This is a genomic window from Micromonospora sp. NPDC051543 (assembly GCF_044454415.1).
Classification (GTDB): domain Bacteria; phylum Actinomycetota; class Actinomycetes; order Mycobacteriales; family Micromonosporaceae; genus Micromonospora.
Map to the genome: position 1 here is coordinate 351,278 of NZ_JBITDT010000004.1, position 16,807 is coordinate 368,084.

General features: G+C 73.3%; 12 protein-coding genes. 4 read left to right on the forward strand and 8 right to left on the reverse strand.

Going from position 1 to position 16,807, the window contains the following annotated elements; translation table 11 throughout:
• Positions 1–8: 8 nt before the first annotated feature.
• From folE to ACIA3K_RS09575, 4 genes are all read right to left on the reverse strand, one after another.
• The gene (gene folE, locus ACIA3K_RS09560) at positions 9–674 is read right to left on the reverse strand and encodes a GTP cyclohydrolase I FolE (protein ID WP_355052593.1); all 666 of its coding nucleotides are present in this window, start codon (positions 672–674) and stop codon (positions 9–11) included.
• 35 nt (positions 675–709) lie between these two features.
• Positions 710–2,731 carry an ATP-dependent zinc metalloprotease FtsH gene (ftsH, locus tag ACIA3K_RS09565; RefSeq protein WP_396800166.1) on the reverse strand — a complete coding sequence of 674 codons (2,022 nt, stop codon included), beginning with the start codon at positions 2,729–2,731 and terminating at the stop codon, positions 710–712.
• A gap of 464 nt (positions 2,732–3,195) precedes the next feature.
• Positions 3,196–3,771 carry a hypoxanthine phosphoribosyltransferase gene (gene hpt / locus ACIA3K_RS09570; protein ID WP_355052502.1) on the reverse strand — a complete coding sequence of 192 codons (576 nt, stop codon included), beginning with the start codon at positions 3,769–3,771 and terminating at the stop codon, positions 3,196–3,198.
• A gap of 101 nt (positions 3,772–3,872) precedes the next feature.
• Positions 3,873–4,022 (reverse strand): hypothetical protein, encoded by a 150-nt coding sequence (locus ACIA3K_RS09575; RefSeq protein ID WP_355052605.1) that lies wholly within the window; start codon positions 4,020–4,022, stop codon positions 3,873–3,875.
• Positions 4,023–4,160: 138 nt separating this feature from the next.
• On the opposite strand from ACIA3K_RS09575, the gene ACIA3K_RS09580 reads away from it, so the two are divergent.
• Positions 4,161–5,141 (forward strand): GlxA family transcriptional regulator, encoded by a 981-nt coding sequence (locus ACIA3K_RS09580; protein ID WP_396800168.1) that lies wholly within the window; start codon positions 4,161–4,163, stop codon positions 5,139–5,141.
• Here the strand turns inward: ACIA3K_RS09580 and tilS are convergent.
• The 3 genes from tilS to dacB all read right to left on the reverse strand — a co-directional run bounded on the left by tilS (position 5,128) and on the right by dacB (position 8,882).
• Entirely contained in the window at positions 5,128–6,120 is a 993-nt protein-coding gene (tilS, locus tag ACIA3K_RS09585) for a tRNA lysidine(34) synthetase TilS (protein ID WP_396800169.1), read from the reverse strand. The genes ACIA3K_RS09580 and tilS overlap by 14 nt on opposite strands.
• Positions 6,121–6,130: 10 nt before the next feature.
• Complete coding sequence (locus ACIA3K_RS09590) at positions 6,131–7,201, reverse strand: zinc-dependent metalloprotease (RefSeq protein ID WP_355052505.1); 1,071 nt, start codon at positions 7,199–7,201, stop codon at positions 6,131–6,133.
• Positions 7,202–7,337: 136 nt separating this feature from the next.
• Positions 7,338–8,882 carry a D-alanyl-D-alanine carboxypeptidase/D-alanyl-D-alanine-endopeptidase gene (gene dacB, locus ACIA3K_RS09595; RefSeq protein ID WP_396800301.1) on the reverse strand — a complete coding sequence of 515 codons (1,545 nt, stop codon included), beginning with the start codon at positions 8,880–8,882 and terminating at the stop codon, positions 7,338–7,340.
• Positions 8,883–9,337: 455 nt separating this feature from the next.
• Between dacB and ACIA3K_RS09600 the strand changes: the two genes are divergently transcribed.
• A complete protein-coding gene (locus tag ACIA3K_RS09600; RefSeq protein ID WP_355052506.1) occupies positions 9,338–9,844 on the forward strand; it encodes an inorganic diphosphatase in 507 nt (168 codons plus the stop codon).
• Positions 9,845–9,875: 31 nt separating this feature from the next.
• Here ACIA3K_RS09600 and eccD read toward each other — a convergent pair whose 3' ends face one another.
• Entirely contained in the window at positions 9,876–11,267 is a 1,392-nt protein-coding gene (gene eccD / locus ACIA3K_RS09605; protein WP_396800170.1) for a type VII secretion integral membrane protein EccD, read from the reverse strand.
• Between the two features lie 101 nt (positions 11,268–11,368).
• Between eccD and eccCa the strand changes: the two genes are divergently transcribed.
• Positions 11,369–15,352, forward strand: a complete 3,984-nt coding sequence (gene eccCa, locus ACIA3K_RS09610; protein WP_396800171.1) for a type VII secretion protein EccCa — start codon at positions 11,369–11,371, stop codon at positions 15,350–15,352.
• Between the two features lie 74 nt (positions 15,353–15,426).
• Entirely contained in the window at positions 15,427–16,758 is a 1,332-nt protein-coding gene (gene mycP / locus ACIA3K_RS09615) for a type VII secretion-associated serine protease mycosin (protein WP_396800173.1), read from the forward strand.
• Positions 16,759–16,807: the final 49 nt, after the last annotated feature.

Sequence of the window (16,807 nt, forward strand, 5' to 3'; positions counted from 1 at the left end):
CGGACGGGTCAGCGGGGAAGGATCAGGGCCATCGCCTCGGCCCGCGACTTCGAGTCCGTCTGCAGGATGCCGCGCACCGCCGAGGTGATGGTCTTGGCGCCGGACTTCTGGATGCCGCGCATCGCCATGCACATGTGCTCGCATTCCAGCACGACCACGACGCCGCGCGGGGCCAGCTTGCTCATCAGCAGGTCTGCCACCTGCGAGGTGAGCCGCTCCTGCACCTGAGGTCGGCGGGCGAACACCTCGACGAGGCGGGCCAGCTTGGACAGGCCGGTGATCCGCCCGTCCGGGCCGGGGATGTAGCCGATGTGCGCGCTGCCCCGGAACGGCAGCAGGTGGTGCTCGCAGAGGCTCATCACGTCGATGTCGCGGACGATCACCAGCTCTTCGTGGTTGGCCTCGAAGGTGGTGCTGAGCACCTGCGCCGGGTCGACGCGCAGGCCGGCGAAGAGTTCGGCGTACGCGCGGGCGACCCGGGCCGGCGTCTGTTGGAGGCCGTCCCGGTCCGGGTCCTCGCCGACGGCGATCAGGATCTCGCGGACAGCTCTCTCGATCCGGCCGAGGTCGACCGCGTCCTCGACGGGACGGCCGGTCAGCTTGCCGCTGATCAACCGGGCGGCGACGTAGTCCAGCTCGTCGTCACCGTCGGGTTCGGTCGCGGAAACGGCCAGCTCCCGGTGAGGGGAGCTGGCCGTCGGGTCGTTGCTCAGTGCGTACCGTCCGAGTTGTTGCTGGACGGCGACCCACCGCCGACGGACGCCTGCGCGCCGTCGGCCTCGGCCTGCGCCTTGAGCTTGTCCTTCTCCGCGGGGGTGAGCACGGGCGGCTCGGTGGACGGCTGGCGCTTGCCGAACCCGTTGTACGGGGCGAGCGGCGGGCGCTTGACCACCCGGGAGCAGATCCGCGCCATGTCGGCCGTGGAGAGGGTCTCCTTCTCCATCAGCTCGAGCACGATGTTGTCCAGGACGTCCCGGTACTCGACCAGGATCTCCCACGCCTCGTCGTGCGCCAGCTCGATCAGGGCCCGCATCTCGCCGTCGATCTCGGCGGCCACCGAGTCCGAGTAGTCCCGCTCGTGGCCCATGTTGCGGCCGAGGAACGGCTCGTCCCCGCTGGTGCCGTACTTGATCGCGCCGAGCTTGGAGCTCATGCCGTACTGGGTGATCATCGCGCGGGCCAGCTGGGTGGCCTTCTCGATGTCGTTGCCGGCACCGGTGGTCGGCTCGTGGAAGACCAGTTCCTCGGCGGCCCGGCCGCCCAGCGCGTACGCCAGGGTGTCGATCATCTCGGCGCGGGTCTGGGTGTACTTGTCCTCGGTCGGCAGCACCAGGGTGTGGCCCAGCGAGCGGCCACGGGACAGGATCGTCACCTTGTGCACCGGCGCGGCGTGCGGCAGCGCCCAGGCGACCAGCGCGTGCCCACCCTCGTGGTACGCGGTGATCTTCTTCTCCTGGTCGCTCATCACCCGGGTCCGCCGCTGCGGACCGGCGACCACCCGGTCGATCGACTCCTCCAGGGAGTCGTTGGTGATCGCGCGCTGCTCCTTGCGGGCGGTGAGCAGGGCCGACTCGTTGATCACGTTGGCCAGGTCGGCGCCGCTGAAGCCCGGCGTACGGCGGGCCACCGCGTCGAGGTCGACGTCCGGCGTGAACGGCTTGCCCTTGGCGTGCACCCGAAGGATGGCCTTGCGGCCCTCCATGTCGGGGGCGTCCACCGGGATCTGCCGGTCGAACCGGCCCGGGCGCAGCAGCGCCGGGTCGAGGATGTCCGGCCGGTTGGTGGCCGCGATCAGGATGACCCCGCCCTTGGTGTCGAAGCCGTCCATCTCGACGAGCAGCTGGTTGAGCGTCTGCTCCCGCTCGTCGTGGCCGCCGCCCATGCCGGCGCCGCGGTGCCGGCCGACGGCGTCGATCTCGTCGACGAAGACGATCGCCGGGGCGTTCGTCTTGGCCTGCTCGAACAGGTCACGGACCCGGCTCGCGCCGACGCCGACGAACATCTCCACGAAGTCCGAGCCGGAGATGGAGTAGAAGGGCACCCCGGCCTCGCCGGCGACCGCGCGGGCCAGCAGCGTCTTACCCGTTCCGGGCGGGCCGAACAGCAGCACGCCCTTCGGGATCTTGGCGCCCAGGGCCTGGTACTTGGCCGGGTTCTGGAGGAAGTCCTTGATCTCGTACAGCTCCTCGACGGCCTCCTCGGCACCCGCGACGTCCGCGAACGTCGTCTTCGGGGTGTCCTTGGTGATCATCTTCGCCTTGGACTTGCCGAAGTTGAGCACCCGGGAGCCGCCGCCCTGCATCTGCGACATGAAGAACAGCAGCAGGAGCACGAGCAGCGCGATCGGCAGCAGGTTGACCAGCAGGCTCACCCAGATGCTGTCCGATGAGACCTTGGCGTCGGCCGGGCCGGTGACCCGGTTGGCCGCCTTGGCCGCCAGCACCTCGTTCCAGATCTCGTCGCCCACCTGGTACGGGAACTGGGCTTCGATCCGGTCGGTGGTGGTGTCACCGAACTTGGTCTTGTTCTTCAGGTCGAGCTGGAGCGTCTGCTCCTTGTCCTGGAAGATGACCTTGTTGATCTGAGCGGTGTGGAGCTGGTCGAGCGCAACGGAAGTGTCCACGCGGTGGTAGCTGGGACCAGCGGTGAACAGCTGACTGAGCACAACGGCGCCGAGGATGACCAGGATGATCCAGACCACCGGTCGGCGGAAGAAACGCGTACGTTCCATACTGTTGTCGAGCGCCGGAGCGCCCGCATCCTCCTGATCGACGTCCTGACCGTCTGATGGTGTCGCCGCGGTGAGCGGCGGCCGGAGCCGCCGTGCGGGCCGGCCTCGACCCCGAGGCACCGAAACTGCCGCGCCGCGGTCATTCGACGGTACACCGTGTACGCGAGGAGTGAGCTTGCGAGCCCCGCAGTCGTACACAATCACAGCGGTGTACGCGACGAGTGAGCTGGTGAGCCCCGCAGTCGTGCACCATCGAATCGGGTCCGGGAAGAACCGGCGTGGCGGGGAGTCCGGCCCGGCCACCCGAACGCCCGGTCACGCGGTCGAGGGGTCGGACGCGGAGTTACCTCCACGCCACCGGGGTCCACCGTAACCGCAAGAGCTGAGAGCCCGCTGAACGTCGGCTTGACGAACGCCGATAGGAAACGCCCTCACCCAGGTCGGCGGCGGGCCGGCGTCCGGGCTCAGGAGCGGGCGTAGACCTCGGGCTTGAGCACCCCGACGTAGGGCAGCTCCCGGTAGCGCTCGCCGAAGTCGAGGCCGTAGCCGACCACGAACTCGGTGGGGATGTCGAAGCCGACGTACTTCACCGGCACCGGCACCTTGACCGCCTCCGGCTTACGGAAGAGCGCGACGACCTCGACGCTCGCCGCCGAGCGCGACTCCAGGTAGCGCAGCAGCCAGGAGAGCGTCAGACCGGAGTCGACGATGTCCTCGACGACCACGACGTGCCGGCCGGCGATGTCGCGGTCGAGGTCCTTGAGGATGCGGACCACCCCGGAGGAGGTCGTGCCCTGGCCGTACGAGGAGATGGCCATGAAGTCGAGTTCGGCCGGGGGGCCGCTTCGGCCCAGAGCCCGGGCGAAGTCCGCCATGAACATCACCGCGCCCTTGAGCACGCAGACCAGCAGCAGTCCGTCGCCCACGTGGGCGTAGTCGGCGGAGACCTGCTTGGCCAGCTCCGCTGTCTTCTCGCGGATCTGCGCCTCGGAAATGATCACGTGGTCGATGTCGGCGTCGTACCAGGAGCCGTCAGCCATGACTCCTAGCCTGCCGTACGTCGGATGGCCTCCGTCGGCGGGGCCGCACCTTTCGGCACGGTCCCGCCCAGGATTTTCACCGCAAAGGGTGCCTAATAGCATCAGCTGGTACGGGACCGCCAGCGGCGGCCGTCCTCGCTGGGCTTCCAGTCGGCCGAGTCGTGGCTGTCCACGGTGAGGTTGGCCGCCGAGGCGGCGACGAGCAGAACGAGGAACAGGAGGAAGAACAGGAACTCCATGGCGGCGCTCACTTTCGCATGATTGCTGTCGGTTTCGCCGCCGGTGCGCACCGGACTGAGACCAGTCTGCGCCGACCCGCACCGCCCGGACAGTGGCAGAGATGCCATTGGGCATCGATTTACTGCCATCTCTCGGGTTACCCTCGTCACATGCTCCGATCCGTCGCCGTCCTCGCCCTGGACCAGGTCGCTCCCTTCGAGCTGGGGGTGCTCGCGGAGGTCTTCGGCACCGACCGGACGGCCGACGGCTTCCCCGCGTACCGCTTCGACGTGTGCAGTCCCGACGGCGCTGTCGTGCGCACCTCGGCGGGCTTCCACCTCACGCCGAACGCCGACCTGGCCCCGCTCGAGGAGGCCGACCTGGTGGCCGTTCCGGCACACGGTCAGGGCACCGTCGTACCCGACTGTGTGCTCGACGCGTTGCGCCGCGCCGACGCGCGCGGTGCCCACCTCATCAGCGTCTGCTCCGGGGCCTTCCTGCTCGGCGAGGCCGGACTGCTCGACGACCGGGAGTGCACCACCCACTGGCGGTACGTGGACGAGCTGCAACGCCGGCATCCCCGCGCCCGGGTGCGCTGCAACTCCCTGTACGTCCAGGACGGTCGGCTGCTCACCAGCGCCGGCACCGCGGCCGGTATCGACGCCTGCCTGCACCTGGTCCGCCAGGTGCACGGCTCGGCCACCGCGACCCGGCTGGCCCGGCGGATGGTGGTTCCGCCGCACCGCGACGGCGGCCAGTCGCAGTACGTCGAGGCGCCGATCCCGAAGGCCCCCGAGGCGCCCACCCTGGAACCGGTGCTGGAGTGGCTGATGGGGCACCTGGACCGGACGATCACGGTGGAGGAGTTGGCCGCCCGCGCCGGCATGGCCCCCCGGACGTTCGCCCGGCGGTTCCGGGCGGAGACCGGCACCACCCCGCACGACTGGCTCACCAACCAGCGGGTGCTGCTCGCCCGACGACTGCTCGAGGAGACGCCGCTGAGCGTGGAGGCCGTCGCCGACCAGGCCGGTTTCGGTGACGCCGCGGCGCTGCGCCACCATTTCAGCCGCCGGGTCGGCGCCACCCCGCACAGCTACCGGACCACGTTCCGGGACCGGACCGACGGCGCGGCGGCCCTCAGCCCGGGGTGACGACCGCCAGTCGATCGCCCCGACGAAGTACGCGAATGCCCCCGGGCAGGTCGGTCGGACCCTGACCGTGCCAGTCGGTGACCAGGGCGTCGAGCGCGCCGACGTGCCGGTGTGACAGCGCGCCCCCGACCGCGCCCAACTCGAGGGCCCAGGCGTGCAGCACCCGACCGCGTACGGCGGCGGTCAGGCCGGCCAACTCCGCCACCGCGAGCCCACCGGCGGGATGCCGGGATGTCACCAGCGCCATCGCCGCGATCTCGTCGAGGGCGGTGTTGTCCGCCGCCACCAGCCGGGCGGTACGCGCCAGGTTGTCCACCACACCCGGCCCGAGCGCCCGCACCAACGCCGGCAGCACATCGGCCCGCACCCGGGAGCGGGCGTACGAGGGGTCGGTGTTGTGCGGGTCCTGCCAGGGGCTGAGCCCGAGGACGGCACAGGCGGCGCGGGTCTGCTCCCGGCCGATCTGGAGCAGCGGACGCACCAACGGCACCCCGGCCAGCTCCCGCCGATCGGGCATCCCGGCCAGCCCGCGCGGACCGGCGCCCCGGGCGAGCGCGAGCAGCACCGTCTCCGCCTGGTCGTCGCGCGTGTGGCCGGTGAGCACCGCGACCGCCCCGTGCTGCCGTGCGGCCTCGACCAACGCCTCGTAGCGGGCCTGGCGGGCCGCCGCTTCCGGCCCGCCCGGACGGCCGGCCACGTCCACCCGCACCGCCACGGCCGGCGCGAACCCGGCCTCTCGGGCCCAGGCGGCCACCGCCTCCGCGCGCCGTGCCGAACCGTCCTGCAGGCCGTGGTCGACGGTCACCAGGCCGGCGGGAAGACCCAGCCGGGGCGCCACGAACACGGTCGCCGCCGCCAGGGCCAGCGAGTCGGCCCCACCGGAGCAGGCGACCAGCACCGGCCCGCCCGACGGCAGGTGGGTCAGCGCGCGACGGACCGCCACCCGGATCGCGGCCACCGGTGGGGCGAGCGCGGCCACCGGCGGACGGTCAGCCGGCGGACGGAACGGTGCCGGCCGGGCCGTGCACGCGTGCCACCCAGGCGTCCGGGTCGCCCAGCTCCGACAGCCGGGGCAGGGTGAGCGGTGAGTTGAAGATCTGGTTGAAGCCGTCCATGCCGACGCGCTCGACCACACCGTGCACGAACTTGCGACCCTCGGCGTACTGGCGCATCTTGACGTCCACCCCGAGCAGCCGGCGAATCGCCTTCTCCAACGGGTTGCCCGCCTCGCGGCGACGGTTGAACGAGGCCCGGATCCGCTCCACGCTCGGGATCACCTGCGGGCCGACGCCGTCCATCACGAACTCGGCGTGCCCCTCCAGCAGGGTCATCAGCGCGGTGAGGCGGTCGAGGACGGCCCGCTGCGCCGGGGTCTGGACGATGTCCAGCACGCTCGTCCGGCTCTCCGGGTCGCGGACCGCCTCGGACAGCGTCGCGACACCGCGCCGCAGTCGCTCGACGAGGTGTTCGCCGCCGGCGGACGAGGCGTCCACGAACGCCTGGACCTCGCCGAGGAAGTAGGCCCGCATCCAGGGCACGGCGGTGAACTGGGTGCGGTGGGTGACCTCGTGCAGGCAGACCCAGAGCCGGAAGTCCCGGGAGTCGGCTTCGAGCTTGCGCTCCACCTCGACGATGTTGGGCGCCACCAGGAGCAGCTGGCCCGGGTCGGCGGAGAAGACCTCGTACTGGCCGAGGACCCGGCCGGACAGGTAGGCCAGGACGGTGCCGGCCTGCACCCCGGTCAGCCGCGACCCGATCGCCTCGGTGAGCGCGCCGGGCTGCTTGTCGCCGGACAGCCGGCTGACCAGTGGAGTGATCACCTCACGCAGCCCGGCGATGTTGGTGGCCGCCCAGTCCCGCCGGTCGACCACCCGCACCGGCGGGTGCGCCACCTGCGCCCGCAGGCCGGTGTAGTCGGCCACGTGCCCGGCGGCCTCGTCGGTCAGCCGACGCAGGTCGCCGACCACGTCGGTGGCCTCGGTGTACGACACCCGGGGGCCCGACTTGCTCAACGCCCCCGCGGTGGCGGCGGCCAGATCCCAGTCCACGAACTGCGCCATGAACCCACCGTACCCGCGTCGCGACACCCCAGCCCGGGCTCGCGTCGGCGATCGACGCCGGTCGCGGCCCCACGCGCCGACCCCGGACCGGGCCCCGGAGCTGGTCAGCGGCAGCCGGAGCCGGCCCGCGCGGACGTCAGCGGCAGCCGCAGCCGGCCAGTGCGGAGGCGATGCGGTCCAGCGCCGGTTGGGCGGTGTCCGTCCCGCCGGGCACCTTGTCGGTGAGCACCGCGAAGGTGAGCAGTCGGCCGTCGGCGGTGGTGACCAGGCCCGCGATGGCGTGCACCCCGGTCAGGGTGCCGGTCTTCGCGCGTACGGCGCCGGCGCCGGCGGCGGTCCCCGGGGCACCCCGGTAGCGCTCGCCAAGCGTGCCGGACCAGCCGCCCACCGGCAGGCCTCCGAAGACGCCGGCCAGTTCCGGATGATCCGGACTCGCGGCCAGTCGGATCAGGTCGGTGAGCAGGGACGGGCTGATCCGGTTGCGACGCGACAGCCCACTGCCGTCGGAGAGGGTGATCTCCTCGGCGGGCAGGCCCAACTCCGCCACCTCGGCGTCCATCGCGGCAGCGCCGCCGTCGAACGACGCCTTCTGGCTGCGCGCCAGGGCCACCTGGCGGGCCAGCGCCTCGGCCAGCAGGTTGTCACTCTCGCTGATCATGATGTCGACCAACCGGATCAGCGGTGGCGACTGCACCACACCCAGCTCCGTACCGGCTGGCGGGGTGCCACCGGCGGCGGTCGCCAGAGCCGGGGCCGTACCCCGCTTGACGGCGCTGGTGGGTACGCCGAGCAGCCGGGCGAACGACCGGCCGGCGGCCAGGTCGGGCTCGGGGACCCGCTCGGCGCCTCCGGGCTCGGCACCCGGGTCCTTGCGCGCTCCGTCGGTCATCAGCGCGGTCACCGCGCCGCCGTACCCGCCGGTCGGGATGTCGTCGTCCCAGCCGGGGCCGTACAGCGGGCCGGAGTAGACCGTGCCGTCGACGGTGACGCTGGTCGGGGCGGTGCCGCCGAGGGCGGTACGCACCTGCGCGGCCAGGTCGTCCAGGCGTGCCGCGCCGGGGTAGTAGCCCTTCTTGTTGACCGCGAGCGTGGGGTCACCGCCGCCGACGATCACCACCTCGCCCGGCTTGGTGCCGGCCACCGCCCGGGTCGGGATGCGGAATCCGGGGCCGCGGGCGGCCAGCACGGTCACCGCCGTCGCGAGTTTGGTCACCGAGGCGGGCACCGTTCCGTCGTCCGCGCCCTTGCCGTAGAGCGTCTGGCCGGTGGTCACGTCGGCCACCGAGACGTTCACGCGGTCACCCAGGGCGGGTACGTCGACCAACGGGTCGAGCGCGGCCCGTACCGCGTCGGCGCTGGGCAGCGGAGCGTTCGGGTCGGGTCCGTCCAACACGTCCGACGGGTCCGGCTCGGGGCTGGGGCCGGCGGCGGTCGGCGCGGACGCCCCGTCGTCGCCCAGCCAGCCCGCGACCGGGCCGGGACGGGCCACCACGACACCCACACCGGCCAGCACCAGCAGCACCACGACGGCCAGCACGGTCACCAGTCGCCCGCGACGGCGCGGCGTGGCCGGCGGCGTCACCGGCGGTTCGACGTCGGCCGTCGAGGGCAGCGCGGAGATCGGCGGACCCAGCGGCGGTACGCCGTGCGGACCGCCGGCGGTCGGCCGCTCGCCGGGCATCGGGCCACCCCAGGTGGGGCCGCTCGGGGCGGGGCGGACCGACGCGCGACCCGGGGGGTGCGCGCCGCCCGCGGGGCGGTCCGAACCGAGGACCGGGAAGCGACCGTTGTTCGGTCCCGCCGGGGTCGAGCCGGACGGACGCCACGGCAGCGGCGGTGGCCGCTCGGGAACCGACTCCTCGGGGGTGCGGGGGAAGTGCGCGTCCGGCACCGGGACTCTTCCGGTCGCCCCACCGGAGCCGGATCGTCCGGTACCGCCTGCGACGCCCCCGTCCGGACGGTAGTGTGAATCTTCCCTCCCCACGACCCCCTCCTCCCCCAACGAAAATCGGCTTGGGTGACACTACTTCGGTCCGAAGACTATGCGGCGGCCGGAGTCGGCGGGTGGGCATTCACCTGTCCGGAGGGCCGCCAGTGGTTCCGTTAGCCAGCGTGGGCAGACGAGGGAGCGTGCAGATGGATTTCGACGTGACGGTTGAGATCCCCAAAGGTCACCGCAACAAGTACGAGGTGGACCACAAGACCGGCCGGATCCGGCTGGACCGCACCCTGTTCACGTCCACCCAGTACCCGGCCGACTACGGCTTCATCGAGGACACGCTGGGCGAGGACGGCGACCCGCTGGACGCGCTCGTGCTGGTCCCCGAGCCGACCTTCCCGGGCTGCCTCATCCGCTGCCGGACGATCGGCATGTTCCGGATGACCGACGAAAAGGGCGGCGACGACAAGGTCCTCTGCGTTCCCTACGAGGACCCTCGCCAGGAGCACCTGCGCGACATCCACCACCTGGGCGAGTTCGACCGCCTGGAGATCCAGCACTTCTTCGAGGTGTACAAGGACCTGGAGCCCGGCAAGTCGGTCGAGGGCGCGACCTGGGTCGGCCGCACCGAGGCCGAGGCCGAGATCCGCGCCTCCTACCAGCGGGCGCGCGACGCCGAGGCGCGCGGCGAGTCCACCCACTGACGTACGACGACCGGCCAGGCCCGGGAGCTGCTCACCCGAGCAGACCCCGGGCCTTGTCGTACAGGTCGAGCACCGCGCAGGCGACCGGCACCACGGCGACCACCAGGGCCGTGTCGGCGAGGTCCGCGATCCGCCCGAGGTACGGCGAGACGGGTCGCCGGGCGTACCCGGTGCCGGCGGCCACGGTCACCAGGCCCAGCGCCGCCCCGCCGAGGACCAGCGCCAGCCGGCCGGTGTCGTCGGCCCGGTCGACCAGCACCGCGCCCAGCACCGCGTAGCCGGCGAGCCCGGCGAGCACCGTCGGCACCCGGTGCCGCAGCGCCACGAACAGCCGCGACCGCAGCAGCAGCACGGCCGAGACCACCGCCACCAGCACCGCGCCGGCCGTCCCACCAGCCGCCCCGAGTACGACGGCGGCCCCGACCGCCAGCACCGCGTGCCCGAGCAGCATCCCGGTGAGCATCTCCTCGGTGCGGGTGACCGCCGCCTGCACCCGACCCCGGTCCGGCAGGTCCCCGGGCCGCTCCGGCTCGGTGGCCGGCAGGGTGATCGGCGGCAGCGGCAGCTTGCCGAGCCGGATGGCCAGCAGCGGGATCGCCCCGATGGCGAAGACCAGTGCGCTGAGCAGCACCGCAGCCGTGCCGGCGGGGGTCAGCGGCAGCGCGCCGAGTGCCGCGCCGGCACCGAGCAGGCCGACCGTGACTCCGGCCACGAAGATCCGCTGTCGGCTCGCCACCCCGAGCAGCCCGACCAGCGCCACGAGCAGCAGCGCCACCGAACCGGCCAGCAGTTCGGCCGCGCCGATCCAGCGCACCGGTACGAGCGGGCCGACCGGGTCGCCCGAGCCGACCGCGAGGGCGCCGGCCACGAAGGCGTACGGGAGCGCGTACCCGCCGAGCGTCGCGCCGGCCGCACCGTCGCCGTTGGCACGGCTGGCGACCGTACCGGCAACGGTGAGCAGCAGCGCCACCACGGCCGCCGCGACCCAGCCGCTGCCCGACGTCGGGCCGCTGGCGAGCAGGGCGAGCAGCCCGACGGCGAGCGGTACGGCGGCGCCGGCCAGACCGGCGACCCGGGTGGCGGTGGGTGACCAGGCTCCGCCACGTCGACGGGCGCCGTCGGCGATCGCCTCCACGACGTCGTCGTACTCCAACTCGGGCCAGTGGGCGCGGGCCGGCACCAGGTGCAGCACCTCGCCGTCGCGGACGCCCTGCGGCAGCAGCGCCTGCGCGGTCGCCAGCAGCGCCCCGTCGGTACGACGCAGCACCCAGCCGCCGTGCCGCTCCCCGTCGTCGGCCAGTCCCTCGCCGGCGTGCCGGAGCACGTCGGGCAGCAGCTCGGCCAGGGGGACCTGCTCCGGCAGGGCGACGTCCACCCGCCGCTGGGGAGCGCTGATGGTGACGCGGGCCAGTCCGGTTGTCATCGACCGGTCTCCATATCGAACGGCATCGGAGGCTGCGGGGACGACAGGACTTTACCTACCATGAGCCAGGCTCGGGTTACCCAGCGCAGTCAGGAGGCCGAGTGTCCACCGTCGTCATCAAGCGCCCACCGCGTCGGCCAGCGCCGGAGATCCCCGTCGGCGAGCTGCCCGTCGAGGCGCCGCCGGAGATCCCGGCCGTGGCCGGCGGCCGGTGGCAGCAGGCGCTGATGGTCCTGCCCATGCTCGGCGGCACGGTGGCGATGGCGATGATGTTCGGGCGGGGCGGCGGCGCGCACTCGTACGTCGTCGGCGGCATGTTCGGGCTCTCGTCGCTCGCGATGCTGGTGACCACGTGGGGCAGCGCCTCGGGCACCCCGAAGAAGTCCGAGATGATGGCGGCCCGCCGCGAGTACCTGCGCCACCTGGCGACGCTGCGCCGTCGGGTCCGGCAGACCGCCGGACAGCAGCGCGCGGGTCTGTACTACCGCCACCCCGACCCGGGCCGACTGTGGTCGACCGTGGACAGCCGCCGGGTCTGGGAACGCCGTCCCGGCGACCCGGACTTCGCCGTGGTTCGCGTCGCCGTCGGGCCGCAGACGCTGGCCACCCCGCTGGTGCCGCCGGTCACCCGGCCGCTCGAGGAGCTGGAGCCGATGACGGCCGGCGCGCTGCGCCGCTTCCTGGACGCGTACTCGGTGGTGCCGGAGCTGCCGGTGGCCCTGTCCCTGCGCAGCTTCGCCCGGGTGCACGTGCGCAGCTCCGCCGGCAGCGGTCCGACCACCGGCGGGCCACCCACGCCCACCGGCGACCCGGCCGCGCAGGCCCTGGCCCGAGCCGTGCTGATCCAGCTGGCCGTGTTCCACGCGCCCGACGAGCTGCTGATCGCGGTCTGCGCCGGCCCCGAACGCCGCGCCGCCTGGGAGTGGGTGAAGTGGCTTCCGCACGTGCTCCACCCCGGACGCTTGGACGCGCTCGGGCCCGCCCGGCTGGTGACCTCGTCGGGCGTGGAGCTGGAACGGCTGCTCGCCGACGTGGTGGCCAGCCGTTCCCGGTTCAGCCCGGCCGGTCCGGCCACCGACGGCCCGCACGTGGTGGTGGTCCTCGACGGCGGCGACCTGACCGGCGCCACCGACCTGACCGGCGACGGCGGCATCGACGCGGTCACCGTGCTCGACCTGGAGACGCCACCGCCGCGCCTGCTCGACCGGTACGCGCTGCTGCTCGAGCTGCGCGGCCGGCGGCTGCACTCGTGGTCGGTCGAGGGGCACGCCGAGGTGGGCAGCGCCGACCACCTCGACCTCGCCGACGCCGAGGCCGTCGCTCGACGGCTGGCGCCACTGCGGCTGGCCGGCACGGCCCGCGGCCCGGACGCCCCACTGGAGATCGAGTTGGGCCTGCCGGAGCTGCTCGGCCTCGGCGACCCGGAGAGCTTCACCGCGGAGCAGGGTTGGACGCCGCGCTCACCCCGGGACCGGCTGCGGGTGCCGATCGGGGTGGGCGTCGACGGTGGCGCCATCGAGCTGGACCTCAAGGAGTCCGCCCAGGACGGGATGGGCCCGCACGGTCTGCTCATCGGGGCCACCGGGTCGGGCAAGTCCGAGCTGCTCCGCACACTCGTGCTGGGGCTGGCCGCGACGCACAGCTCCGAGCAGCTCAACTTCGTCCTGGTCGACTTCAAGGGCGGTGCGACCTTCGCGCCGTTCGACCGGCTGCCGCACACCGCCGCCGTGATCACCAACCTGGCCGACGCGTTGCCCCTGGTGGACCGGATGGTCGACGCCATCAACGGCGAGCTGGTCCGCCGGCAGGAGCTGCTGCGCCGGGCCGGCAACTTCGCCAGCGTGCGCGACTACGAGCGGGCGCGAGCCGCCGGCAGCCCGCTCGCCCCACTGCCGTCGTTGCTGCTGATCTGCGACGAGTTCTCCGAGCTGCTCTCCGCCAAGCCCGACTTCATCGACCTGTTCGTGCAGATCGGTCGGCTGGGTCGGTCGCTCGGCGTGCACCTGCTGCTCGCCAGCCAGCGTCTGGAGGAGGGCCGGCTGCGCGGGTTGGACACGCACCTGTCGTACCGGATCGGGTTGCGCACCTTCTCCGCGCTGGAGTCCCGCACGGTGCTCGGCGTGCCGGACGCCCACGAGCTGCCCCGCTCGCCGGGCCACGGCTACCTGCGCGCCGGCACCGACCCGCTGGCCCGGTTCAAGGCCGCGTACGTCTCCGGCGCCGTGCGCCGCCGGGCCGCCACGGCCGGCGTCCCGGCCGGCGAGGAAGCCCGCCTGCTCACGTTCACCACCCACGCCGTACCGCTGCCCGCGCCGACGACACCGGCCCTGCCCATGGTGGCCGAGGACGAGCCCGACCGGGAAACCCTGCTCGACCTGCTGGTGGACCGGCTCGTCGGGCAGGGCCCGCCCGCGCACCAGGTGTGGCTCGCGCCGCTCGGTGACCCGCCGACCCTGGACGAGTTGATCGGCACGGTCGAGGTGGACCCGGCGCGCGGGCTGACCGTGGCAAACCCCGAGCTGCACGGGGCGCTGGGCGTGCCGGTGGCCGTCGTGGACCGGCCGTTGGAGCAGCGCCGGGACCTGCTCTGGCTGGCCCTGGACGGTGCGGCCGGGCACGTGGCGGTGGTCGGCGCTCCGCAGAGCGGCAAGTCCACGGCGCTGCGGACGCTGATCTGCGCGTTGGCGCTCACCCACACCCCGGCCGAGGCGCAGGTCTACTGCCTCGACTTCGGCGGTGGCGGCCTCGCGGCGCTGCGCGACCTGCCGCACGTGGGCGGGGTGACCGGTCGCGCCGACCCGACCGCCGTACGACGCACCGTCGGCGAGCTGACCACACTCCTGGCCGACCGGGAGCGCCGCTTCGCCGAGTTGGGCGTGGAGTCGATGGCCACGTACCGGCGACGTCGGGCCGCGACGGCGACGACCGATCAGCCGGACGCCGACCCGTTCGGCGACGTCTTCCTGGTGGTGGACGGATGGAGCACGCTGCGCAGCGAGTACGACGACCTGGAACCGCTGGTCACCGACCTGGCGACCCGTGGTCTGTCGTACGGGCTGCACGTGGTCGCCACTGCCCTGCGCTGGCTGGACTTCCGCCCGGCGATCCGGGACCTGTTCGGCTCCCGACTGGAGCTGCGCCTCGGCGACCCGGCCGACTCCCTCGTCGCCCGGCGGGCCGCGGCGAACGTGCCGGAACGTCCCGGCCGGGGGGTGACGGCCCAGAGCCTGCACTTCCTGACCGCGCTCCCGCGACTGGCGGGTCCGAGCGGGGGTACCGCCGAGCTGGTCGAGCGGATCACCGACAGCTGGCCCGGGCCGGTGGCGCCTCCGGTCCGCCTCCTCCCGCCGGTACTGCCGTACGCCGATCTGGATCTCACCGCCACCACCGGGCTGCGGCTGCCGATCGGTGTCGCCGAGGCCGACCTACGGCCGGTGCAACTCGACTTCGCGGCCGAGCCGCACTTCGTGGTCTTCGGCGACGCCGAGTGCGGCAAGTCGTCGTTCCTGCGGGCGCTGGCCATGTCGATCACCACGCGCTTCACGCCGGAGGAGGCCCGGGTCATCCTGGTGGACTACCGGCGCAGCCTGCTCGGCGCCATCGAGACACCGCACCTCATCGGCTACGGCACCGCGGCCGCGCACACCGCGGACCTGGTCGAGTCGGCCGCCGGTTACCTCCAGCGGCGGGCGCCCGGGCCGGAGGTCACGCCGCAGCAGTTGCGCGACCGCTCGTGGTGGTCGGGACCGGAACTGTTCGTGCTGGTCGACGACTACGACCTGGTGGCGACCGGGCCGGCGAACCCGTTGCGGGCGCTGGAGGAGCACCTGCCGCACGCCCGTGACGTCGGCCTGCACCTCGTGCTGGCCCGCCGCTCCGGTGGCGCGGGCCGGGCCCAGTACGAGCCGATCGTGCAGCGGCTGCGGGAACTCTCCACCGCCGGACTGGTGATGGCGGGCAGCCCGGAGGAGGGCGCGCTCGTCGGGCCGGTACGACCCGGGCCGCTGCCACCGGGCCGTGGTCGGTTAGTCACCCGGCGCGAGGGCGTACGCCTCGTCCAGCTCGCACATTTGCCGCCACCGTGACCTGTCTTCGCGGTTCCCCCCGTGACGCGTGGGGAAACCGGTAATCTCCGATCGTCATGGTTCCGTCGGGATGAATGGCAGTGGATGTGACTGGGGTTCGGCACAGCGCTCCGGCGGTGGCCCGGCGGGCCGGCCGGGCGCTGCTCGGCATGGCGGCGCTGGCCGCTGTCGCGGTTCCGAGCGCCGCACCCGTCGCCACGCCGAGCGGCGGTGGGCAACTCGCCGGCGCTCCGGCCGCGTTCGCCCCCGGTGACAGCCTCTCCCGCACCGACCAGGTTCGTGACGAGCAGTGGCAGCTCGACGAGCTGCGGGCCGACACGGCCTGGCGCACCTCGACCGGTCGGGGCGTGACCGTCGCCGTGGTCGACTCCGGCGTGGACGCGAACCATCCCGACCTGGCCGGTCAGGTGCTGCCCGGGCTCGACCTGGTCGGACCGGCCGGCGGCGCCGGTCCGGATCCGGTAGGCCACGGCACCACGGTCGCCGGCCTGATCGCCGGGCGCAACGACGACAAGCGGGGTGTGGTCGGCCTGGCACCGGATGCCCGGATCCTTCCGGTACGCGTGCTGGACGAGCGCAACAAGTACGACGACGCGCTGATCGTCGCCAAGGGCGTCCGGTGGGCGGTCGACCACGGCGCCCGGGTGATCAACCTGTCGCTGGGCGGCAGTGGCGACAGCCCGGCCCTGGCCGCCGCTCTGGACTACGCGTTCGCCCGCGACGTGGTGGTGGTGGCCTGCACCGGCAACCTGGCCACGTCGCCCGACTCCAAGCCCTGGTACCCGTCTCGCGAGCCGGGCGTCATCGCGGTCGCCGGGTTGGAGCGCAACAGCGACAACCTGTGGTCCGGGTCGATCACCGGTCGGGCGACGGTGCTCACCGCTCCGGCCACCGGCCTGGTCGGCGCCCGTCCGACCGACGGGTACTGGCGGGTGCAGGGCACCAGCTTCGCCGCGCCGCTGGTGGCGGCCACCGCCGCGCTGGTCCGGTCCCGCTACCCGGACATGCCCGCCGGCCAGGTGGTCAACCGGCTCGTGGTCACCGCCCGGGACATCGGCCCGACCGGCCGGGACGACCGGTTCGGGTACGGGGTGGTCGACCCGGTGGCCGCGCTGACGGCGGATGTCCCGCCCGTCGCCGCCAACCCGCTGGACGATCAGACCTCGCCGGGCGTGGTCGGCTTCGGGCCGGCGCCCGGCTCGGGCGACGACGACCCGGTGAGCGGCGCCGGCAGCGATCCGCTCGGTTTCACCGCTCCCCGGCAGCAGACGGGGTGGACGGCACGACCGGCGGGAGTGCCGGCCGATTCCGCGCCGGAGCGACTGTGGACCGGCGCCGTGCTCTTCGCCGCTCTGGTCACCGGCGCGGCGCTGATGGTGCGCCGGTTCCGTCAGCGCGCTCGCTGAACGACTCACCGGACAGGCCTGATTGCCCGGCGGGTGGGGTAGAACCGAC